Annotated in this window: 21 protein-coding genes and 1 tRNA gene; 17 read left to right on the top strand and 5 right to left on the bottom strand. The window is 63.2% G+C overall.

What is annotated here, in order from left to right:
* The first annotated feature begins 21 nt into the window (after window positions 1-21).
* From IP76_RS01590 to IP76_RS01565, 6 genes are all read left to right on the top strand, one after another.
* The gene (locus IP76_RS01590; RefSeq protein WP_054156443.1) at window positions 22-420 is read left to right on the top strand and encodes a hypothetical protein; all 399 of its coding nucleotides are present in this window, start codon (window positions 22-24) and stop codon (window positions 418-420) included.
* A 92-nt stretch (window positions 421-512) separates the two neighbouring features.
* On the top strand, window positions 513-1,196 hold the full coding sequence (locus IP76_RS01585) for a helix-turn-helix domain-containing protein (RefSeq protein ID WP_082352362.1): 684 nt from the start codon (window positions 513-515) through the stop codon (window positions 1,194-1,196).
* 32 nt (window positions 1,197-1,228) lie between these two features.
* Window positions 1,229-2,641 (top strand): PepSY domain-containing protein, encoded by a 1,413-nt coding sequence (locus IP76_RS01580; protein WP_054156405.1) that lies wholly within the window; start codon window positions 1,229-1,231, stop codon window positions 2,639-2,641.
* A gap of 145 nt (window positions 2,642-2,786) precedes the next feature.
* The gene (locus tag IP76_RS01575; RefSeq protein WP_054156404.1) at window positions 2,787-4,559 is read left to right on the top strand and encodes an N-acetylglutaminylglutamine amidotransferase; all 1,773 of its coding nucleotides are present in this window, start codon (window positions 2,787-2,789) and stop codon (window positions 4,557-4,559) included.
* A gap of 1 nt (window position 4,560) precedes the next feature.
* Entirely contained in the window at window positions 4,561-6,366 is a 1,806-nt protein-coding gene (ngg, locus tag IP76_RS01570; protein WP_082352361.1) for an N-acetylglutaminylglutamine synthetase, read from the top strand.
* A 161-nt stretch (window positions 6,367-6,527) separates the two neighbouring features.
* Window positions 6,528-7,502 carry a glutathione S-transferase family protein gene (locus IP76_RS01565; protein WP_054156402.1) on the top strand — a complete coding sequence of 325 codons (975 nt, stop codon included), beginning with the start codon at window positions 6,528-6,530 and terminating at the stop codon, window positions 7,500-7,502.
* A 55-nt stretch (window positions 7,503-7,557) separates the two neighbouring features.
* Here IP76_RS01565 and IP76_RS01560 read toward each other — a convergent pair whose 3' ends face one another.
* Window positions 7,558-10,671 carry a DNA translocase FtsK gene (locus IP76_RS01560; RefSeq protein ID WP_245281351.1) on the bottom strand — a complete coding sequence of 1,038 codons (3,114 nt, stop codon included), beginning with the start codon at window positions 10,669-10,671 and terminating at the stop codon, window positions 7,558-7,560.
* Window positions 10,672-10,980: 309 nt separating this feature from the next.
* Between IP76_RS01560 and IP76_RS01555 the strand changes: the two genes are divergently transcribed.
* Together IP76_RS01555 and IP76_RS01550 are read left to right on the top strand one after the other, a co-directional pair.
* Window positions 10,981-11,436 (top strand): hypothetical protein, encoded by a 456-nt coding sequence (locus tag IP76_RS01555; RefSeq protein ID WP_054156400.1) that lies wholly within the window; start codon window positions 10,981-10,983, stop codon window positions 11,434-11,436.
* A 1-nt stretch (window position 11,437) separates the two neighbouring features.
* Window positions 11,438-12,025: a YigZ family protein gene (locus IP76_RS01550; RefSeq protein ID WP_054156399.1), complete on the top strand. Its 588-nt coding sequence runs from the start codon at window positions 11,438-11,440 to the stop codon at window positions 12,023-12,025.
* A gap of 32 nt (window positions 12,026-12,057) precedes the next feature.
* On the opposite strand, the gene IP76_RS01545 is transcribed toward IP76_RS01550, so the two are convergent.
* Window positions 12,058-12,837 carry a tetratricopeptide repeat protein gene (locus IP76_RS01545; protein ID WP_245281358.1) on the bottom strand — a complete coding sequence of 260 codons (780 nt, stop codon included), beginning with the start codon at window positions 12,835-12,837 and terminating at the stop codon, window positions 12,058-12,060.
* A 176-nt stretch (window positions 12,838-13,013) separates the two neighbouring features.
* On the opposite strand from IP76_RS01545, the gene IP76_RS01540 reads away from it, so the two are divergent.
* From IP76_RS01540 to IP76_RS01525, 4 genes are all read left to right on the top strand, one after another.
* Window positions 13,014-14,399, top strand: coding sequence for a M17 family metallopeptidase (locus tag IP76_RS01540; protein WP_054156397.1), 1,386 nt, complete (start codon window positions 13,014-13,016; stop codon window positions 14,397-14,399).
* A 102-nt stretch (window positions 14,400-14,501) separates the two neighbouring features.
* Window positions 14,502-14,849: a MarR family transcriptional regulator gene (locus tag IP76_RS01535; protein WP_054156396.1), complete on the top strand. Its 348-nt coding sequence runs from the start codon at window positions 14,502-14,504 to the stop codon at window positions 14,847-14,849.
* Window positions 14,850-14,855: 6 nt separating this feature from the next.
* The gene (locus IP76_RS01530; protein ID WP_054156395.1) at window positions 14,856-15,716 is read left to right on the top strand and encodes an NlpC/P60 family protein; all 861 of its coding nucleotides are present in this window, start codon (window positions 14,856-14,858) and stop codon (window positions 15,714-15,716) included.
* Window positions 15,717-15,783: 67 nt separating this feature from the next.
* Entirely contained in the window at window positions 15,784-16,164 is a 381-nt protein-coding gene (locus tag IP76_RS01525; RefSeq protein WP_245281350.1) for a hypothetical protein, read from the top strand.
* A 33-nt stretch (window positions 16,165-16,197) separates the two neighbouring features.
* Here IP76_RS01525 and IP76_RS01520 read toward each other — a convergent pair whose 3' ends face one another.
* Window positions 16,198-16,410, bottom strand: a complete 213-nt coding sequence (locus tag IP76_RS01520; protein ID WP_054156394.1) for a hypothetical protein — start codon at window positions 16,408-16,410, stop codon at window positions 16,198-16,200.
* Window positions 16,411-16,566: 156 nt separating this feature from the next.
* Window positions 16,567-16,653 (bottom strand) — tRNA-Leu (locus IP76_RS01515).
* A gap of 228 nt (window positions 16,654-16,881) precedes the next feature.
* Here IP76_RS01515 and IP76_RS01510 point away from each other — a divergent pair.
* The gene (locus IP76_RS01510; protein ID WP_054156393.1) at window positions 16,882-17,322 is read left to right on the top strand and encodes a BA14K family protein; all 441 of its coding nucleotides are present in this window, start codon (window positions 16,882-16,884) and stop codon (window positions 17,320-17,322) included.
* A gap of 47 nt (window positions 17,323-17,369) precedes the next feature.
* On the opposite strand, the gene IP76_RS01505 is transcribed toward IP76_RS01510, so the two are convergent.
* Entirely contained in the window at window positions 17,370-17,678 is a 309-nt protein-coding gene (locus tag IP76_RS01505; protein WP_054156392.1) for a SelT/SelW/SelH family protein, read from the bottom strand.
* Between the two features lie 113 nt (window positions 17,679-17,791).
* On the opposite strand from IP76_RS01505, the gene IP76_RS01500 reads away from it, so the two are divergent.
* The 4 genes from IP76_RS01500 to IP76_RS01485 all read left to right on the top strand — a co-directional run bounded on the left by IP76_RS01500 (window position 17,792) and on the right by IP76_RS01485 (window position 21,212).
* Complete coding sequence (locus IP76_RS01500) at window positions 17,792-18,232, top strand: DoxX family protein (RefSeq protein ID WP_054156391.1); 441 nt, start codon at window positions 17,792-17,794, stop codon at window positions 18,230-18,232.
* A gap of 152 nt (window positions 18,233-18,384) precedes the next feature.
* Window positions 18,385-19,083, top strand: coding sequence for a type 1 glutamine amidotransferase (locus tag IP76_RS01495; protein WP_054156390.1), 699 nt, complete (start codon window positions 18,385-18,387; stop codon window positions 19,081-19,083).
* A 125-nt stretch (window positions 19,084-19,208) separates the two neighbouring features.
* On the top strand, window positions 19,209-19,802 hold the full coding sequence (locus IP76_RS01490; protein ID WP_054156389.1) for a LysE family translocator: 594 nt from the start codon (window positions 19,209-19,211) through the stop codon (window positions 19,800-19,802).
* Between the two features lie 96 nt (window positions 19,803-19,898).
* Window positions 19,899-21,212, top strand: coding sequence for a vanadium-dependent haloperoxidase (locus IP76_RS01485; protein WP_054156388.1), 1,314 nt, complete (start codon window positions 19,899-19,901; stop codon window positions 21,210-21,212).
* The last annotated feature ends 5 nt before the right edge of the window (window positions 21,213-21,217 follow it).

The raw sequence follows: 21,217 nt of genomic DNA, 5'->3' as shown, positions 1-21,217 counted from the left end.
GATGGCATCAAGGGGATACGCATGGCCGCATGGGTCAGCAAAAACAGGCTTGAACACGCGATACGCATGCTCTGCGTCGTCGCGCTTGTCCTGTTGGGGCTCGCCCATCGCCCGGCAGGAACTGTCGAAACATCCTTTTCCCCCGCCGAAATCGCCGCGCTGACTCTGCCCGATGGCACAGTGCCCGAGCTCTGCCTGCCGGGCACGGATGCAGACGGCAAGGTCAAGCCGCATGCGGCGACATCGGATTGCGAAGCCTGCCGTATAAGCGTAACGGCCCTGTTGCCCGAGCCGTCGGACACAGTCGGCATTCGCCTCGCCGCAGCCGGCGAAATCATTCTGCCAAAGCCCGCAGAGGCGCACTACCGCCAGCTCTTCCCGCCCAGCAGCGCTCCTCGCGCACCACCCGTCATCGCCTGACCGACCGTTCGGCCGCGCTTGTTGCGGTCATTCGTCAATCAGGCCGGGATGCGTGCAGCTGATGCATGTCCGGTCACCATCGGATGTGAACCATGTTGCAAATGCCCGTCCATGCCGGGGAGGTGCCGATCGCGCCTCTATCCGCACTCCTTCGCAATGCCGACCGGCCGTTCCACAAGGATGCCACCGGTTCGCTTCTGCCGCCCCGCACCGTCGTCTTCCTCGAAGGCTTCGCCCGCTCGCCGCGTTATCGTGTGGTGGATGGCTGCGTCGCCACCTTCCAGACCCTTTCGGACGGTCGCCGCCAGGTGATCGATCTGGTCGGTCCGGGCCGCATCATTGGTCTCGGCGCGGGTGATCGCAATCGTCATTCGGCGGAAACACTCGGCTTCACCCGGCTTGAGGTCGTCGCGGAGCCACTGGCCGCGAGCGATCTCGAAGTCGCGCTCACCGAAACCCTCGCCCGCTCGCAGGCGCTCGCCATGCTGCTCGGTCGCAAGACCGCGCCCGAGCGCGTCGCCTCCGCCGTGCTTGATCTCGCCGGTCAGTTCGGTCGCCCGGCGCGGCAGAAAAAACGCGGCGCCGTGACCTTCCATCTCTACCCCACCCGGACCGATCTGGCCGATTGGCTCGGCCTGACTGTCGAGACGGTCAGCCGCTGCTTCACCCGGCTCAAAAAGGCCGGGCTCATCGACATCCAGCACAATGATCTCGTCACGCTTCTCGAGCCTGCCAATCTGGCTCGGGTCGCAGCCGGCGATCGCGCGCTTTCCTGATTTTTCACCGACCCCAATACAAAGGTTATTCAATGTCCGTCGTTACCGACCACTCCGCTTCACCGGCGCAGGCTGCAGGCATGGCCCGCCGCTTCTATATCACTGCCTGGCGCTGGCATTTCTATGCCGGCCTCTATGTTGCGCCCTTCCTCATCATGCTCGCCGTCACCGGCCTGATCATGCTCTGGACGGCGACGATCTATGGTCGAGACGGCGAGAAAACCTATACGGTCGAGCCGCAGACAACCATCGCGGCAACCTCGCTCCAGGCTGAGGCCGCCGTGCGCGAAATCCCCGGCCAGATCGTGCAATACATTGCACCGCGCACGAAAACCGGCGCCGCCATCTTCCGTGTCCATCAGGGCGAAGCCTCGTTCATGGTCGCGGTCGATCCCTACAAGGCTGAGGTTCTCGGCAGTTGGGAGCGTCGCAATGGCCTATATGATCTCGCTGACACGATCCATGGCACGCTCCTCATCGGTGATCTCGGCGACCGCCTGATTGAGATCGCAGCCGGCTTCGGCATCATGCTTGTCGTCACTGGCCTTTACCTGTGGTGGCCGCGTGATGGTCGTGGCTTCGGCTCGGTATTGATCCCGCAATTTTCGGCCAAGGGCCGCCAATTGTGGAAGTCGCTGCATCTGTCGATCGGCTTCTATGCCTCGCTGCTGCTTGTCGTCTTCCTCCTCTCCGGCCTCACCTGGGCCGGCATCTGGGGTGAGAAGTACACTCAGGCCTGGAGCACGTTTCCGGCGGAAAAGTGGGACAACGTTCCCCTCTCGGACAAGACCCATGCCAGCATGAATCACGGCGGCATCAAGGATGTCCCGTGGACGCTGGAACAGACGCCGATGCCAGCCTCCGGCTCTGATGCTGGTGTCACCGGCACGCCGGAAGGCCAGCCCGTCACCCTCGACGCCATCGTCACGCTCGCCCGCAGCCTCGGCTTCGACCAGCGTTTCCAGCTGGCTTTCCCGGGTGATGAGACAGCCGTCTGGACCATCGCCCGCGACACGATGAGCAATGACAGCGCCAATCCCTTGATGGACCGCACCGTGCATGTCGACCAGTATACCGGCCGTATCCTGGCCGATGTCGGCTTTGCCGATTACGGCGTGGCCGGCAAGGCCATGGCCGCCGGCATCGCTTTCCACGAAGGGGACATGGGTCTCTGGAACCTGATCCTGGTCACCGTCTTCTGTCTGTCGATCATCTTCCTGTCGGTCAGTGGCTTTGTGATGTGGTGGAAGCGTCGTCCAAAGGGCGCCACCCGCCTTGTAGCACCAACCGTCTCCGAGCCTGGTCCGCTGTGGAAGACCGGCGCCATCGTCATGCTGGCGGTCTCGCTGCTCTTCCCCTTGAGCGGTGCCGTGCTCGTGGTCCTTCTCGCGCTCGATCTCCTGGTGATCCGTCATATCGCGCCGCTGAAAAAAGCGCTGAGCTGAACACGAACGAGCCGGTCGCCGGAAAAACCATGGAACAATGACACCTCTGGACCATTAGCAAAACGCGTGTCCGTCGCACCCGGAGCCTCCTCCGCTGCGACGGCACCTTTCGTTTTGTCGTCCAACGGAGGTTTCAGCCAAGTTCATGTGTGGCATTTGTGGAGAAGTGAGATTCGACGGGGCGTCCCCGTCGGTGGCAGCCGTTTCGATCATGGCGGATGTGCTTGCACCGCGTGGGCCGGATTCGGCCGGCGTGGTCGTCAGGGGCAATGTCGGCCTTGGTCATCGACGATTGCGCATTCTCGATCTCTCCGACAAGTCGCAGCAGCCGATGATCGATCCGGATCTCGGCCTCTCGCTGGTCTTCAACGGCTGCATCTACAATTTCCGTGAACTGCGCGCTGAGCTCCAGGCCAAGGGCTACCGCTTCTTCTCCGACGGCGACACCGAGGTCATCCTCAAGGCCTGGCATGCCTGGGGCACGGACTGTGTCTCGCGCTTCCATGGCATGTTCGCCTTCGTCATCCATGAGCGCGAAACCGGTCGCGTCGTCATGGCGCGCGACCGTTTCGGCATCAAGCCGCTTTACCTCGCCGAGGTTTCAGGCGGTCTGCGCTTCGCCTCGTCGCTTCCGGCCATCGTCAAGGCGGGCGGGATCGATACATCCATCGATGTCGCAGCGCTTCACAACTACATGAGCTTCCACGCCGTCGTGCCGCCCCCGCGCACCATCTATGCCGGGGTTCGCAAGCTGCCACCGGCAACCATCCGCATCTATGAACGCGACGGCAGCTTTGCCGATACGCGCTATTGGGACACGCCCTATACGCGCCGGCCTGAGGATCGCTCGATCACCCGCGAGGAGTGGCAGGAGCGTCTGCTCGAGGCGCTCCAGCTTGCCGTCAAACGCCGGATGATCGCGGACGTGCCGGTCGGTGTGCTTCTGTCAGGCGGCGTCGATTCCAGCCTCATCGTCGGCCTTTTGGCCGAGGCCGGCCAGACCGGGCTGATGAGCTTTTCCGTCGGCTTCGAGGAAGCCAATGGCGAGAAGGGCGACGAATTCGTCTATTCAGACTTGATCGCGAAACGTTTCGGCACCGATCACCACAAGATCTTCGTCCCCTCCGCAGACCTGATGGAGGCCTTGCCGGGCACCATCGCCGCCATGTCCGAACCCATGGTCTCCTACGATAATGTCGGCTTCTATCTTCTGTCCAAGGAAGTCTCGAAGCACATCAAGGTCGTGCAATCGGGGCAGGGCGCCGACGAGGTCTTCGGCGGTTACCACTGGTATCCGCCGCTGGTCGGCTCCAAGGACGTCGTGGCAGACTATGGTCGCGCCTTCCGTGATCGCTCGCACGAGACCTTGAAGACACAACTCCAGGACCACTGGATCGGCGAGGATGTCAGCGGCGAGTTGTTGCGCGATCATCTGCTGCGCGATGGGGCCGACACGCCCGTCGACGCAGCACTCCGCCTCGACAGCTCCGTCATGCTGGTCGATGACCCGGTGAAGCGCGTCGACAATATGACCATGGCCTGGGGTCTGGAAGCGCGCGTGCCCTTCCTCGATCACGAACTGGTTGAGCTCGCCGCCCGCATGCCCCCGGAAGAGAAACTGCGTGATGGCGGCAAGGGCATCCTGAAGGATGTTGCCCGCAAGGTCATCCCCTCCGAGGTCATCGACCGCAAGAAGGGCTACTTCCCGGTGCCGCAGCTCAAATACATCGCCGGGCCCTATCTCGACATGTTGCGCGACGCTCTCTCGTCGAGTGCTGCACGCGAGCGCGGCCTGTTCCAGAAGACCTATATCGACCGCCTGATCGCCGACCCTGCATCGCATATCACGCCGCTGCAGGGGTCTGAACTGTGGCAGGCGGGCCTACTTGAAATGTGGCTACAGGCCCAGGAGGTTTGACGTGAACAATGCGCAGAAGAAAGCCGCGACCCCGCCGCGCAAGCCAAGGCGCGGCAGCGCACTCTCCCATCGCCTGACCCGGCTGAGGTCGCCCGGCGGCGGCGGTTTCGGCCAGGCCGGACGGTGTGTTGAGGCGGCTGATGCACCCGGCCGCAATATCGCGCTTGATTGCGGCTGGGGACGTCTGCTCTTCACCCAGACCTTTGATCGTTACGAAGACCTCCTCCATGCGTTGCGCGAAGAAGCGCCTGATGCGCGGGATATCGCCTTCCATGTCCGCGACCCGCATGTGCTGCTTGCCCAGGCACCGCAGGAAATCTTTCTTGATCCGTCACACACGTTTCGCCTCGATCTTTCCACCTATCGCGCCGGCGGCCGTCGCCCGCGTGGCGTCACCATTCGCAGGCTGGCATCCGAGGCAGATGCCGCCGGCATCAATGCCGTCTATGCCTCTTGCGGCATGATCCAGGTGCGCGAGGATTTCTTCGCCGGTGATCGCGACAGCCGCCCCGTCACCTATTTCGTCGCCCAGGACGATGCGACCGGCCAGATCATCGGCACCGTGACCGGTATTGACCATCAGCGCCTGTTCGATGATCCCGAGCGCGGTGCTTCACTCTGGTGCCTCGCCGTCCATCCGCAGGCCCGCCAGCCGGGCATCGGTGAGGGGCTGGTGCGCACGCTCGCCGAACATTACCAGGCCCGCGGCATCGCCTATGTCGATCTCTCGGTTCTGCACGACAATAAAAAGGCGATCGGCCTTTATGAAAAGCTCGCCTTCCGTCGCGTGCCGCTCTTTGCTGTCAAACGTAAGAACGCCATCAACGAGAAGTTCTTCGCCCAGCCCGTCGAAGGCTATGAGAGCCTCAACCCCTATGCGCGGCTGATTGTCGACGAGGCGCTGCGTCGCGGCATCCATGTTGAGGTGACAGACGCCGAAGGCGGCTTCTTCCGCCTGATCCATGGCGGCCGCACCATCCATTGCCGCGAAAGCCTCTCGGATCTGACTTCGTCGGTCGCCATGTCGATCTGCGATGACAAGGCAGTGACCCGCCGCTTCGCTGAGACCGCCGGCCTTAGCGTCCCGCAGCAGCTCTCGGCTGACGCGTCGGACGAAGACAAGCGCGCCTTTCTCGAAACCCATGGCAAGCTGGTCGTCAAGCCGGCCCGCGGCGAGCAGGGACGGGGCATCTCGGTCGGCATATCCTCGATGGACGCGCTCCAGGCCGCCATCCGCCAGGCTCGCCAGGTGTCAGACCGCGTGCTGCTTGAAGCTTGCTTCGAAGGCGAGGACCTGCGCCTCGTCGTCATCGATTACAAACTCGTCGCTGCTGCTGTCCGTCGTCCGCCACGCGTTATGGGCGATGGTCGCTCCTCGATCCGCAAGCTGATTGAGCAGCAATCCCGCCGCCGGGCCGCCGCGACCGGGGGCGAGAGCCGTATTCCGGTGGATGCCGAGACGAAGCGCTGCCTCGCGGAACAGGATCTCGACCTTGAGACCATCCTCGATGAGGGGCGCGAGATCACCGTCCGCAAGGCTGCCAATCTCCACACGGGCGGCACAATCCATGATGTCACTGCAACCGTGCATCCGGATCTCGTCGATGCCGCCTGCAGGGCAGCGAGGGCCATCAAGATCCCGGTCGTCGGCATCGATTTCATGGTCCGCGATCCCGCTGACGCCGATTATGTCTTCATCGAAGCCAATGAACGCCCGGGTCTTGCCAACCACGAACCGCAGCCGACCGCCCAGCGTTTCGTCGAACTTCTCTTCCCCGGCAGTCGCGCGCAGCTTGCCGCCTCCTAACCCATTGATCTGACATAATCGGCAGTCGTTCAATTTAGTTGAACAGTTTTTCAAGAAACTTTCGATTTGATTGAACGGCGCCTTGCCTCATGGTGAGCCAGCTGAAGAGGCCGGGCCTCTTCGAATAGAGTGGCCCGCAAGGCGGCGATGGAGACAAGATCATGTTGGTGAATGGCAAGTGGACAGAAGACTGGCAGCCGGTACAGAAGGCCGACGAAAAGGGCCGGTTCGTCCGGCAAACATCGTCCTTCCGCAACTGGATTACGCCGGACGGCAGCCCAGGTCCGACCGGCACGGGTGGTTTCAAGGCCGAAGCCGGCCGCTACCGGCTCTATGTCGCCTATATCTGCCCCTGGGCCTCGCGCACGCTGATGGCGCGTGCCCTTAAGGGTCTCGAAGACATGATCAGCGTCACTGTCGTGGCACCTGCCCTGTCGAACCAGGGCTGGGCCTTCGGCGGCTATCCCGGCGCCGATGCCGACCCGCTCTTCGGTGCCTCACACCTGCATGAACTCTATACCCGCGCCGATCCTGATTTCACCGGCCGCGCCACCGTGCCCGTTCTATGGGATGAAAAGACCGGAACCATGGTCAACAACGAGAGCGCCGACATTATCCGCATGTTCGATACGGCCTTCGAAGCGCTGGTGCCGTCCGACATCCGGCTCTACCCGGAGGATATTGGCGGCGAGATCGATGATCTCAATGCCCGCGTCTATGATCTCTTGAACAATGGCGTCTACAAGTCCGGCTTCGCCTCGACGCAGGTCGCTTATGATGAAGCGGTCGATGGTGTATTTACGATGCTGGACGAGTTGGAACAGCGGCTCTCGGACGGGCGGGATTTCCTGTTCGGTGACCGTTTCACCGAAGCCGATATCCGCCTCTTCGTCACGCTGATCCGGTTTGATGCCGCCTATCATGGCCTCTTCAAGACCAATCGCCGGCGCATTGCCGATTATCCGGCCCTCTCGGCCTATCAGGAGCGGGTGCTGCGTCTGAAGGGCGTCCGGGCAACCGTCAACATGGACCATATCGTCAGGGGCTATTATTCGATCAAGACGCTGAACGCGACGGGCATCGTCCCGACAGGTCCGCAACACGTGATCGACCTGCTCGCCCGGACGGCGGTCTGATCCATTCTGGACAGTGTGCGGCCGGGAAAACAAGTCCCGGCCGCCGCAGTGTTTCTCAGCCTTCGAAGTCTTCGGCGACAGGTGCCACTTCGCGGCCGCCGATGATGATCGCCCGCTTGCCGACATGGTTGGCAGGCCCGACAATGCCTTCCTGCTCCATGCGTTCTACCAGTGAGGCGGCCTTGTTGTAGCCGATCGACAGGCGGCGCTGGATATAGGAGGTCGAGCACTTCTTGTCGCGCAACACCACCTTCACGGCCTTGTCGAAGAGATCATTGCCATCTTCTTCGGCCATCGCGCCCTTGTCGAACACGGCGGTGTCCTCTTCCGGCTCCTCTTCGACCTCATCCGCATCCTCGGTCACGGTGCCGAGATATTCCGGCCGTCCCTGCAGCTTCAGATGCGCGACAACCTTCTCAACTTCCTCATCGGAAACGAAGGGGCCGTGCACGCGGGCAATGCGGCCGCCACCCACCATGTGCAGCATGTCGCCCTGGCCAAGCAGGTGCTCGGCACCCGGTTCACCCAGAATGGTGCGGCTGTCGATCTTCGAGGTCACCTGGAAGGAGACGCGTGTCGGGAAGTTTGCCTTGATCGTGCCGGTGATGACGTCGACCGAGGGGCGCTGCGTCGCCATGATCAGGTGGATGCCGGCCGCACGCGCCATCTGGGCGAGCCGCTGGATCGCGCCTTCGATCTCCTTGCCGGCAACCATCATCAGATCGGCCATCTCGTCGACCACGACGACGATATAGGGCATCGGCGAGAGGTCGAGTTCCTGTTCCTCATAGACGATCTCGCCGCTCTGGCGGTCGAAGCCGGTCTGCACGCTGACGGTGATCGTCTCGCCCTTCTCGCGCGCCTGTGCCGCACGGGCATTGTAGCCGTCGATATTGCGCACGCTGAGGCGGCTCATCTTGCGATAGCGATCCTCCATCTCGCGCACCGCCCATTTCAACGCCATCACGGCCTTCTTCGGATCGGTCACGACGGGGGTGAGCAGATGCGGGATGCCGTCGTAGACGGAGAGTTCCAGCATCTTCGGATCGACCATGATCAACCGGCACTCATCCGGTCGGAACCGGTAGAGCAGCGACAGGATCATCGTGTTGATCGCCACCGACTTGCCCGAGCCGGTGGTGCCGGCGACGAGCAGATGCGGCATCTTCGCAAGTTCCGCGATGACCGACTCGCCGCCAATGGTCTTGCCGAGGCACACCGGCAGCTTGTAGCGGCTTTCGGAATACTCAGGCGTCTCGATCAATTCGCGCAGATAGACGGTTTCGCGTACAGGGTTCGGCAGTTCGATGCCGATCACGTTGCGGCCGGGCACGACCGCGACACGGGCCGAAAGCGCCGACATGGAGCGGGCGATGTCATCGGAAATGCCGATGACACGGGAGGATTTCACACCCGGTGCCGGCTCGAATTCATAGAGCGTGACGACCGGGCCGGGGCGCACATCGATCACTTCGCCCTTGACGCCAAAATCTTCCAGCACGCTTTCCAGAAGGCCAGCACTCTGTTCCAGAGCCTCGGCGGTCATCGTGGTCGTGGTGCGGATCGGCGGCTCCTGCAGGAGGTCTATCGGCGGCAGTTCGTATTCACCTTCACCAAGCGCAACCTGGGCCTTGAACAACGGCTGGCGTGCAGAGGTGATGGAGGCTATGGGCGAATGTGCGGCTGCGACGACCGGCGCAATCACCGCTGCCGGAAGCTGAACGGCCGGCATGGAGGCCATCAACGATTGCCCCACGACATCGCGACGCGCGATCTCTCGGTAAAGCGCTACCACGGAACCTTCAGGGGCGTCGAATGCCGGCCTGATGGTCGACAGGGCAGCCGGGAGTGTGACGTCGACGCTATCCACCTGCGGCGCATAACGCACCACTTCCACCTTGCGCACCTCCACCTTGGGCACTGGCGTCGGCGCAACCCGCCGCGCAAAATTCGCCTGCTGGGCAGTCGGGGCCGGCATGGTCACCGGAGCTTGTACCGGCGTCGGCGCCAGGGCTTCCGCCACAGGTTCGAACATCGCCTCGAAGAAAATGTGATCGGAGAGAAGCGCGCTGATCGGAAGACGGGTATCCGCAGTGGCAGACGGGGCAGGAACCGCGTCCGGGATCGCTGTAGAATGCACGGTGCTCGTCGTCTGTGACACGGCCGGAGCGAAAGTCTGGCCGCTCGTCGCGGCGAGAACAGCACCAACCGGACGGCCAACCGTCATATAGGGCCCATAGGTCGGAGTTGTCTGAGCCGGAGCTTGAGGGGCAGGGGCTTGCTGCACGGGAGCCTGCTGGACTGGAGGCTGTCCTGACTGGGTCGCAGACACTGCCGGGCGGAAGAAGGCGTTACGTGCCCCCGCCGGACGGATCGTGCCTGCGGCCGGGGTTGCCGCTGGGCTCGCCGGCAAAGGCTGTTGCATCGCGGATTGCCCGACCTGTGGCTGCGCGACTGCCGGTGATCCGCCCTGCGGCAGGGCCGGGTGCACTGTCGGCTGTACCGAACCGACCGTGGCCGATTGCGTGCTGGCAAGCACGCTGCGCATGCCCTGAACCAGCGGTGCCGGTTGCGAAGCGGGCGGCTGAGGTGCGAAGGGGCGGGCGGGGTCCTCTGCCATGCTGGCCTGCCAGGCGGATTGCTCGGCCTGCTGGCGGGCAAGCTCGCGGCGTAGCTTGTAGGTCAGGGCACGCGCGCCCACGGCATCCGGCGGCTGCGGCAGAACGACGGAAGCCGGTGTCCGGTCCTGTGGCTTCTGCGGCGCTGCTGGGACCTGGGCATGACGGTTTGCAACCGGCGCGGACGGCTGCGCCGAATAGGCGGGATTGCCGGTGGCAGCGGGGCTGCGCGGCTGGGATGGCTGGACAGGAGCCGCAGACCTCTGCGGGTTCGTCTGTGCCGTGCCGGACAGGGCTGGAGGCGTCAGCGGAGCGGCCGTCCGAGCCACCTGCATGGGCTCGATGGTTTCAGGCTGGTTGCGCGGTGCTGCGACGCGATCCGGCGTGCGGGTGAAGCGGACATTGGGGCCAAGCACGAAGGCGGACTGCCAGGTCTGCGCCTCGCCATGCCCTTCGATCTGGTTGGCGGCCATCTGGTCGGTGCCGGCCGGCCGTGCGCCCTGTCCATGCGGCGGACTGGACGGCGTTGCACCCGAACCGTTACGAGACATGCCCTGATCCTCGCCCAACTGATTGTTTTGTAATGCGGAATTATGACGGGGAGGATGCATCGAAAACCTGAACGCTGACGGGATACAAAAACTCTTGAAGAGCTTTATTCAGTAGAAAATAAAGGTTAACGACTGCTTGCCGTGCAGCCGATTTCCCTAATGCGCGGTGTCCGGAATTTCCCTTTGCGCGGTCACGATCATGCTGCCAGCAAAGGCAATTTTGCCTCGATCCGGAAAGCGTGCCGCGACAGACTTTTTTTCTCGCCTTCGGGTCTGTGTCGGGCTAGGCAAGGTCGAACGGAAGATCCGATGTCGAAGAAATCCAAGCCCAACCAACTGAAGAAACTGCTGAAAGCCTGGAGCGGGGCCGAGCCTGAGGAGCGCCGCGCCTTTCTCGATCTCGTGGCGGCCGAAACACGTGCCACGGCTGCCGCCGGTGACCTTGTCGCGCTGCCGGCAGGCCTCCAGGAACCAGCCATGGTCGAGGAGCATGGCCCGACCGGCGAGACCCTGATCGCGAACGGCCGTTATCTTCTGCCCTCGACCATTGCCAGGATGGAAGCTGTCATGCGCAGAAGGCGTCTGACGCCATCCGCCGTGATGGGCGAGCTCGGTTTCTCCGCCCGCGACCCGTCGCTGGCCCGGGCGCTCGCGATGAAGGCCGCGCTGCGGCTTGCCGTAGTCAAGGCGCTGGAAATCTGGCTCAGCGAAAACGAGGCCCGAAGCGCCAGTCCCGGCGGCGCAGGCGGAGAAGGCGAGGCCTGACATGCCGTTTACGCTTTCCGGCCCTGTGGATCTGACCCGCGACATCAAGAAAAGCCGGTTCATCGCGCGCGCCGCACCGATCGCGTCGGAAGATGAGGCAAAGGCCTTTCTCGCGGCGCAATCCGATCCCGCAGCCAACCACAATTGCTGGGCCTGGCGCCTCGGCCAGTCCTATCGGTTCTCCGATGATGGCGAACCCTCGGGCACGGCCGGAAAGCCGATCCTGCAGGCGATCGACGGCCAGGCTCTCGATGGCGTGGTGGTCGTGGTGACGCGCTTTTTCGGCGGCATCCTGCTCGGCAGTGGCGGCCTCATGCGCGCCTATGGCGGAACGGCGGCGGAGATGCTGCGTCTTGCCGAAAAGATCGAGATCATTCCCATGGCGACGGGAGAGGCCGAATGCGGTTTCTCCGATCTCGCTCTGGTCAAGGCACGCCTCTTGGCGCTGCCCTATCTGACGCTTGCCGAGGACTTCGAGGCCTCAGGCGTGCGCCTGACCGTGACGCTGCGCCAGGGCGACGAGCAAAAGGCCGCAGACCTGCTGCGGGATCTGACCAGCGGCCGAAGCCGCCTGATCTTTCCGGATTGAGGGGTGCGGGAACGGGGGGTAAGGCAGAGACCTCAGCCGCTTTTTTTCGTCTTGCCTTCGCTTGCCAGCTGCTTCCACGAATTCTGCTGGGAGAGCATGCCGCGCAGATATTGCAGGTTGGCGGCCGCCTGTTGCGGGTCGAGTTCTTGCACCGCGATCTGTTCGGCCTCCTGGAAACGGCCCTGAAGACCGATCACCAGTGCCAGGTTCTGCCGCACGCGGCTGTCGGCACCCGGCTGCTGGGCGGCCTGCCTGAGATTGCTTTCCGCAGACTTCAGGTCGCCCGAAAGCACGTAGGACATGCCGAGATTCGACAGCACGCTTGGATCGTTCGGCTGCATCTCAAGCGCCATGCGGTAGCGCGAGCGCGCTTCGCTGGAGCGCCCCAACTGGTCGAGCACGGCGCCTTCGGCCGAGTAGAGCCGCCAGTCGGGCCGGTCCGGCCTCTGGGCGCGCCCGATCGTGCCCAGCGCCTTCTCCAGCTGTCCGGCAGCAGCCTGCGCCTTGCCAAGGGCGGCCAGCGCCTCGCGATCATTGGGATGGGCGATCGCCACCTGCTGCATCACGGCGAGCGCCTGGGCATTGCGGCCCGACATCATCAGCACATTGGCATAGGAAAGCCCGATATCGCGATCCTTGGGGTTGCGCTCATAGGATTGGCCGATGCTGTCGGCTGCCCGCGTCAGTTCCGGGCCATTCATCGAATCAACCGGCTTGTTCATCTTGGGGATCGACCCGGTCGTCAGCGGTTTCCTGCTGCTCGCGCAGCCCGAAATGCCAAGCGCCGCGATCACCGTGACGGCGGTTGCCATCACTTTCAAGCTGCGACGCGTGCCTTTGTCCCGAGTGACCATGTTCGTGCCCCGAATTCTGTGCGTGCGGCAGGCTTCTCGACTCTGCCGTAATCTCCGCTCAAGCAATAATCCGTTAACCCTAATGGAGTGTTAATCGCGCTCCAGCGATTCCTCCCGACGAAAGCATTGAAGTCATGGCCCCCTTCCAGTTGATCGAACGTCCGTCTCCCTTTAGCACCAAGGGCGGCAAGAGCCTGCCGGTCTTCGCGGTCACGCCCGCGCATGTCGAGACGGGTACGCTTGATCCGGTCGCCCTCGACTGGGCGAAGAAGACTGGCTTCAAGGCCGAATCAGGTAGCCTGCTCCTGATTCCCGCCGCCGATGGCCATCTCGGCGGCGCGCTCCTGGGCCTCGGCTCCAACCCGTCGGAAAATCCCTATCTCACCGGCAAGCTTGCCCGCCTCCTGCCGGCGGGCGAATGGCATATCGAAACGGCGCCGCTCACCGCCAACCGCCTTCTGCTTGGCTATGGGCTCGGAGCCTACAGCTTCGACAAGTATCGCTCCGAGCGGATCACCGAGCCGCGCCTCCTCATCCCCCAGGATGCTGACGCTGCCGACATCAAGCGCCAGATTGCCGGCGTTTTCCTGGCCCGCGACCTGATCAACACGCCGGCCAACGACATGAGCCCGGCAGATATCGAAGATGCCGTCCGCAAGCTGGCCGACCACTACAAGGCCGAGGTGTCTGTCATTGCCGGCGACGACCTCCTCGCCCAGAATTTTCCGCTGATCCACGCCGTCGGCCGCGCCTCGACGGTCGCGCCGCGGCTGATCGAAATGCGCTGGGGCAAGGCGGGCCACCGCAAGGTAACGCTAGTCGGAAAGGGAGTAAGCTTCGACACCGGCGGCCTCGACATCAAGCCATCTTCCTCCATGCTCCTGATGAAGAAGGATATGGGCGGCGCTGCCAATGTCCTTGGCCTTGCCCTGATGATCATGGATGCCAAGCTGAAGGTCGATCTGACCGTCATTGTTCCCGCCGTCGAGAATGCCATCGCCGGAAACGCGTTCCGCCCGGGTGACGTCTATCGCAGCCGCAAGGGCCTCACGGTCCAGATCGATAATACCGATGCCGAAGGCCGCCTGATCCTGGCCGACGCGCTCGCCTACGCTGACGCGAGCGCCCCGGATCTCCTGATCGACATGGCTACGCTGACGGGTGCCGCCCGCGTGGCGCTTGGCCCCGACCTGCCGCCCTTCTTCACCGATGATGAGGACCTCGCCCACGCAATCACCGACGCGAGCCTCGCCGTCGATGATCCGCTGTGGCGCATGCCGCTCTACAAGGGCTATGAGCGCATGCTGAAGGCCCAGATCGCCGACCTGACCAATGCGCCCTCCGGCGGCATGGCCGGCGCCATCACGGCAGCGCTCTTCCTCAAGCGCTTCGTCTCGCCGGGCCGCTCCTGGGCCCATTTCGATATCTTCGGCTGGTCGTCCAGTGAACGTGCTCACTCGCCGGTTGGCGGGGAGGCGCAGGCCATCCGCGCCCTCTACCGCTATCTCGGCGGCAACTGAGCGTTGATTTTGTCGGGCACCTCTTGCCTCTGGCGCGCCGAGCCTGAATGATGGTCGCAGGAAGTGGGGCAGGGGTTGCTCCGCCGGATGTCGGGAAACGGCATGGGCATCGAAATGACCGCGAGCCAGGCGCTGGGGCTCTGGCACAAGGTAACCCTGGAGCAGGTCCGCGAGGATGCGCGCGACCTCACCTTGCGCCAGCTCGCCGTTCTGCTCGAAATCTATCTCGTGCCGCCACCGCATACCGTGCGCGGCCTCGCTGCCACCTTGAACGTTACCAAGCCGGTGATCACCCGCGCTCTCGATACGCTCGGCCAGATGGGCCTCGTCGATCGGGTCCGGGATGACCTCGATCGCCGCAGTGTCATCGTCAAGCGCACCGTTGCCGGTGCGCTTTATCTTGAAAAGCTCGGCGATCGCGTCATCGCCACCGGCCGCAAGCTCGGCTGACGGAGAATGCCCATGCTCGACCGGCGTCTTGCCGCCTTCCGCCCGGATCTCGCCGACATCGCCCTCAAGGGTCAGGTGGAGGCCACGCGCTTTGTCGCGCCTGAGCCGGCCATGATCGGCCGCCCCGTAGTGGCCCTTCGCCCGCGTCCGGACATGACCACCGGCATCGACACAGAGCTTCTGCTGGGCGAGGGGGTCCGTGTCTTCGAACGCAGCGGGGGAGTGGCTTGGGTCCAGGCCTTGTCCGACGGCTATGTCGGTTATCTCCCGCAAGAGGCGCTGATCCCCGCGGTCGAGCCGACCCATGTCGTCACCGTGCCAAGAACCTTTGTTTATCCGGGACCAGAGATGAAACTGCCGCCCAGAATGGCAATCTCCATCGGTAGCCGGCTCAAGATTTCGGGAGAAGCCGAGACGCGTGGCACGCGCTATTTCTTGACGGATGACGGCTCTGCCATCATCGCGCGCCATCTCCGCCCGATCGCTGATCCGGCAATGGAAGACTTTGTCTCCATCGCAGCCCGTTTCCTGGAGACACCCTATCTCTGGGGCGGCAAGTCGGGTTTTGGCATCGATTGTTCGGGGCTGGTGCAGATGTCGCTGGCACTATCCGGGCACAGCGCCCCGCGCGACAGCGATATGCAGGCCTCGGGCCTTGGCGCGGTCATCACCCGGGAAGAGTTGCGTCGCGGCGATCTGGTCTTCTGGAAAGGCCATGTCGCCATCATGGAAGACGCCGAGACCCTGATTCATGCCAATGGCCACACAATGACTGTTGCCCGCGAACCGCTCGAGGATGCCATCCAGAGAATCGGCTGGCTCTACGAGCAGCCGACCGGCTATCGCCGCCCCGTCGCCGAAACGTGAAGCCGGCACTCTTGGCGCGTTGCGGCCGACTGCTTATATCGGGCCTGTCCCGAACCGGAAATCCATGATGACCGACCCCATGCCGAATCGACATTCATCTGTGCCTCTGCGCAGTCCCGTGTGGCTGGCAGTGTCGGCTGTGCTCCTGCTCGCGGCATCGCCTTCGCTGGCAGCCGGGCCCGGGATTGCATGGGGAGAGGCGGGTGCTGAGGAATTCAAGGACCTGCCGGGCGTCAAGCCACAGGATCCGTCCCAGCAGTTCGGCGAGGGATTTTCGTGCGAAACCCGCAGTGTGACGCCCCGCCACACGAACCGGCGCGAACTGCGCGATTCGCTGCCCTATACGGTGTATCGCTGTGAGAAGAACGGTGTCGTCTACGAAGGCACGCAGCCGCCAAGAAGCGGCCGCATGTGGTATCCGGGCGTCAATCCCCGCGTCATCGACTGAGCTTCGGGGACTTCGGTAACGTCGAGCCGGATTTCACTCCTGGCCGAGCAGCCCGTCGAACACTTCCAGCATCGCTTCGCTGATTGCAGCGCCCAGCTTCTGCCCTGCGTCGCGCAGTGATTCTTCGTCCATGTCCCGCGCGGCCAGCGCCAGCGCCGTCCCTTCCAGCGCGACAATTTCCTTGGCGCGCTCGATTGCCCAAAGGGCAAAGTCGCTGCGGTTGTCGATGGCGACGGTGTCTTCCATGGGATCCTCTGGCACGGTGGGGCGGGGGAAAACCTGAAAACTGCAAGATCGGCAAAACGGTTCCGCCAGCCATTCTGCAGGCAACAAAAAAGCCCGGCGAGCCGGGCTTTTTATGATGCTTCCAGACAAAGGCAAAGCCTTGATCTGAAAGGAAATTGGTGCCCAGAAGAGGACTCGAACCTCCACACCCTTTCGAGTACCAGCACCTGAAGCTGGCGCGTCTACCAATTCCGCCATCTGGGCGACGAGGAGCGATGTACTGGGGCAGCCCTCAGGTGTCAACCGGCTTTTTGAAGAATTCATGTCATCCTGCAAAAACCTGTGACAAGTGGCGGCGTTCTTCCCCGGGTCGGTAATGACGGGGTCGTGAAAAAGCCGTGATCACCGCACTCATTGCGTGGGTCGATGCGGTGCCGGTTCGCGCCTGCATCATGAACAAAGGTCAGCTTTCTGAACCAAGGAAATGAGACGATGTTGAAAAAGCGTGTCGTCATGGCTCTGGTGCTTCTCGGCGCCCAGTCATGCATATCGATGGCGGAGGCCGCTGTTCCGGCTCCGGCACGACCGCAAGTCCAGAGCCAGGCCTGGGTCGAAAAGGTCGATCTGGTTTGTGATTTTTCTGGTTGCTACGAGACCTGGGACGAGCCGCCGCCGCGCTATCGCCCACCGCCGCGCTACAGGCCGCCACCGCCGCCGCCACCATATTATGATGACGAGCCGGGTTACCGCCCGCCGCATTACCGGCCGCCACCACCGCCGTCCTATTCGGAGCCGCGTCATCGGCCGCCGCGCTCTGTCTGGCGCCGGCATGTCGACTGGTGCCTCAATCGCTACCGGTCCTACAATCCGCGCACCAACGAGTTCCTCGCCAGCCGTGGTTACTACAAGGCCTGCCGTTCACCCTTCTATTGATCGGCATCTGCGGAGGCGGCCCATGGCCGCCTTCGTCTCGCTCGGCCTTAAGTGTCGAGCCCCTCATTGCGGCTTGCCCGGTCCAAATGCCCGAGATCGCGCTCCGGATCGATCGCATCCCGCACATATTGCTTGAGTTCTTTCGGACCTGGAAATCCGCCATCCCGCTTTCGCTCCCAGATCAACAAGGCGTCGACCCGGATCTCAAAGACCCCGCCTGTCGCGGGAATAAGCGCGACTTCGGCAAGATCGCTCGAGAATGTCTGCAGCAGTTCCTGCGCCATCCAGGCGGAGCGCAGCAGCCAGTTGCACTGGGTGCAGTAGGTGATCGAGATCCTGGGCTTGTCCATGGCCATTCCACTTCACGAATAAGTCAACCAAAATTATCATCTTTTGTGCCGTGCGGCGATTGCCACAAGGCACTGTATTCGCCAAGAGGCAAAATCCATTGTCTTCAAGGAGTTTGTCCATGTCCAACGATTCGAGCCGCCTCTTCATCCCGGCACTTGCCCCTGTCTACCGGTCTGGTCACGACCTGGTGGAAACTCTGCTCCGCCTCGTGGCCGGCGGCTTCCTCGTTGCGCATGGCGCCGGCAAGATCGTCGATCCCTTCGGCGCGGTTCAGATGGTCGAGGGCCTCGGCTTCTACCCCGGCGTCTTCTGGTCGCCGTTGCTTGCCGCAACCGAATTCTTCGGCGGTATCCTGCTTGCTATCGGCCTCTTCACCCGCCCCGCCGCCTTCGCCGCCACGATCGTGCTGCTCGTGACGGTCTATTTCCACTGGATCAAGCTCGACCAGGGCTTCTCCGGTGCCGAAAAGTCGCTGCTCTGGGCGGCCATGACCTTCTTCTTCGTCTTCCGCGGCGCCAATGCCCAGTCGGTGGATGCGAAGCTCCGCAAGACCTTTTGACCCACGTGGCCGGCCCGGTCTTGTCCCGGGCCGCGTCTTCTGCTTTCCCGCGTGATGTGCCTCTTGCGACGCAGGCTGAGCCATGCTTCATCTGGGTTTAGCCATCGTCCCTGCGAGTCCCCCCAAGAGCCACCCAGAGCCACCAGAGCCACATGCGCGTTGCTATCGTTGAAAACACCAAAATCACCCATGCAGGCCAGGTTGGACATGCACTGGCCGAGGCCGGCGCCGAGACCGTTACCATCCGCGCCTATGCCGGTGAGCCGCTCCCGACATTCGAGGACTACGAGGCTTTGGTGGTGTTTGGCGGCGAGCAGAATGCCCGTGACGACGACGCGCATCCCTATCTGCCGGAACTGGCCGGCTTGATGCGCCGCTTTGGCGACAGCGGCAAGGCGGTCCTTGGCATCTGTCTCGGAAGCCAGTTGCTGGCCCGTGCCTATGGCGGGGAAAATCTCATTGGCGCCGCGCCGGAATTCGGCTGGTGTGAAATCGATCGCACCGATGCGGGCAGGTCCGATCCGGTTCTGTCTGTTCTGCCGGACCGCTTCCTCTCCTTCCAATGGCACGACGACACCTTCAGCCTGCCGAATGGCGCCTTGCATCTGGCCGAAAATGAACGGACGCGCCACCAGGCCTTCCGTCTCGGCCGCGCAGCCTATGGCTTCCAGTTTCATTTCGAGGCGGACCGTCATGTGGTTCGCGATTGGATCCAGCATTTTCCCGAGGTGATCGAGCGCAAGTCACCAGGCTGGCTGGCCCGCCATCCCGAACTCGAAGTGGCGGATGGTGTGCTTTCCGATCAGATGGGTCTCTCCGTCGCCCGTGCCTGGGTGGCGCAGATCCGCTAAGGTCTACGGCCCAAGGGGTGGGCAGGGCGAGGGCAGCACTCCAAACGTGATCTGTCTTGACCGAAATCAAGCCGCGTCTGTCCGTCGCCTGTTATCTCACATCTCCTGAATGTCGGAGATCCCCCTTGTCCCTCTCAGCCTTTGCTATTGCCGTCCTTCTCCTCCTCCTGACACCCGGGCCCACGAACACGTTGCTCGCCGTATCCGGCGCTTCGCGCGGCCTGAAGGCGTCGCTGCCATTGATCGCAGCCGAGCTTGCGGGCTACCTCACCACCATCCTGCCGCTCGTCTTTCTGGCGGCTCCGCTGCTGTCCGATCAGCCGCTCGTGGCAATGGGCGTCAAGCTGGCCTCGTCCGCCTGGGTCCTGCTGCTCGCCGTCCGGCTCTGGACGCGGCCACCGGCCATCTGCGCCACCGGCGGCATCAATGGCGCTTGCGTCTATTGCACCACGGTGCTGAACCCCAAGGGCCTGATCATCGGCCTCGCGCTGATCCCCAGCGCCTCCCTGTCGTCCTTTGAGGCGCTGTCCACGCCGCTGGCCTATCTTGCCGTCTTTGCGCTGCTGGTCATGATCGTTGCCATCGGCTGGTTGAGCGTTGGTGCCGCCATTCTGCGCGGGGTTGCCACGGCACGCCCGCGCCTTATCGGACGGGTTGCCGCCAGCTTCCTTGTCCTGTTCGCTGTGAGCCTCGCAGGTCGTGCCGTCGGCCTGATCTGAAGTCGCACGGCATGCCTCCTCTTGCAGGCTTGGGAGCCGCGTGCTTTATCGGTATTCAATCGATTGAGACGGCTTCGCGAACCTTGGGAGGGGGACATGAAAGCAGTGGGGAAACGCCTGGCGGCGTTCTGCTTCATCATGATGGCACTGGCATTTGCGCCTGCACAGGCAGCACCTGCCAGCGCCGAAACGGTGATCCGCGACTGGTACCGGCTGGTTCTCGAACTGGTGCGCCATACGCCGACCTATTCGCCGCCTGTCGCAAGTCGCGCCTTCGGCTATCTCGGCGTCACCGCCTACGAAGCCCTTGCCAGCGGCGACCGCACCCTGACCTCGTTCGCCGGCCAGTTGAACGGCCTGACCCCGCTGCCGCAGCGCAAGGCCGGTATCGCGTACGATGAAGCCGTCGTGCTCCACGCGGCCCTCTCCTCCGCCGCCCGCGAACTCTTCGGCAATACCGGTCCGACCGGCCAGCGTGCGCTAAAGCGCATGACGGAAAAGCTCGCAGCCGACGTCGCCGTTGGTCTCGCCCCCGAACTCGTTGCCCGTAGCCAGGCATATGGCGAAAGCATCACCGCGCATATTCTCGCCTGGTCCGAAGGCGATGGCGGTGCCAAGATCGAGAATATGGGCTTCCCGCTCGAATTCGTGCTCAACGAAGGCCCATCCCACTGGGTGCCGACCAGCCTGATAAACCAGCAGCAAAAACCTCTTCTGCCGAAATGGGGCGAGAACCGCCCCTTCGCCATGGAGATCGGCAATGCCTGCCCCTTGCCGCCACCGCCGGCCTATAGCGAAGACAAAGGCTCAGCTTTTTACCAGGAAGCGCTCGAAGTCTACGAGCGGGTGAAGAACCTGACGCCCGAGGAGCGTGCCGTTGCCCGCTTCTGGTCTGACGACCCGATGCTTTCGCCAACCCCGCCCGGCCACTGGATCGCCATCGGCCTGAAGATCCTCGACGAACGCAAGGCAAGTGCCGTCGAACATGCCGATTTGGTGGCGCGGCTCGGGGTGACGCTGGCTGATGCCTTCATCGGCTGCTGGCATTCCAAGTTCGAATACGACCTCTTGCGCCCGGTCACCTATATCAAGCGTGTCATCGACCCCAAATGGGAGCCGATCCTGATCACGCCGCCCTTCCCGGAATATCCGAGCGGCCATTCCACCCAGTCGGGCGCGGCCGCCACCGTGCTTACGGCCTTCTTTGGCGAGAACTTTGCCTTTACCGACGAGACCCACGCGAAGGACAAGCTACCCAATCGCAGCTTCAAGAGCTTCTGGGATGCGGCAGAGGAGGCCGGGATCTCGCGTCTTTATGGCGGCATCCACTTCCGCGCCGCCATCGAACGCGGCCTCGACCAGGGTCGATGCATCGGGGCAAAGACGGTGGCCTTGAGGACGCGCGGATGATTGTC

It is taken from the genome of Rhizobium sp. AAP43, assembly GCF_001296045.1.
In the GTDB taxonomy this organism is placed as follows: Bacteria; Pseudomonadota; Alphaproteobacteria; order Rhizobiales; family Rhizobiaceae; genus Allorhizobium.
This window is presented reverse-complemented; position numbering and strand designations above follow the sequence as displayed.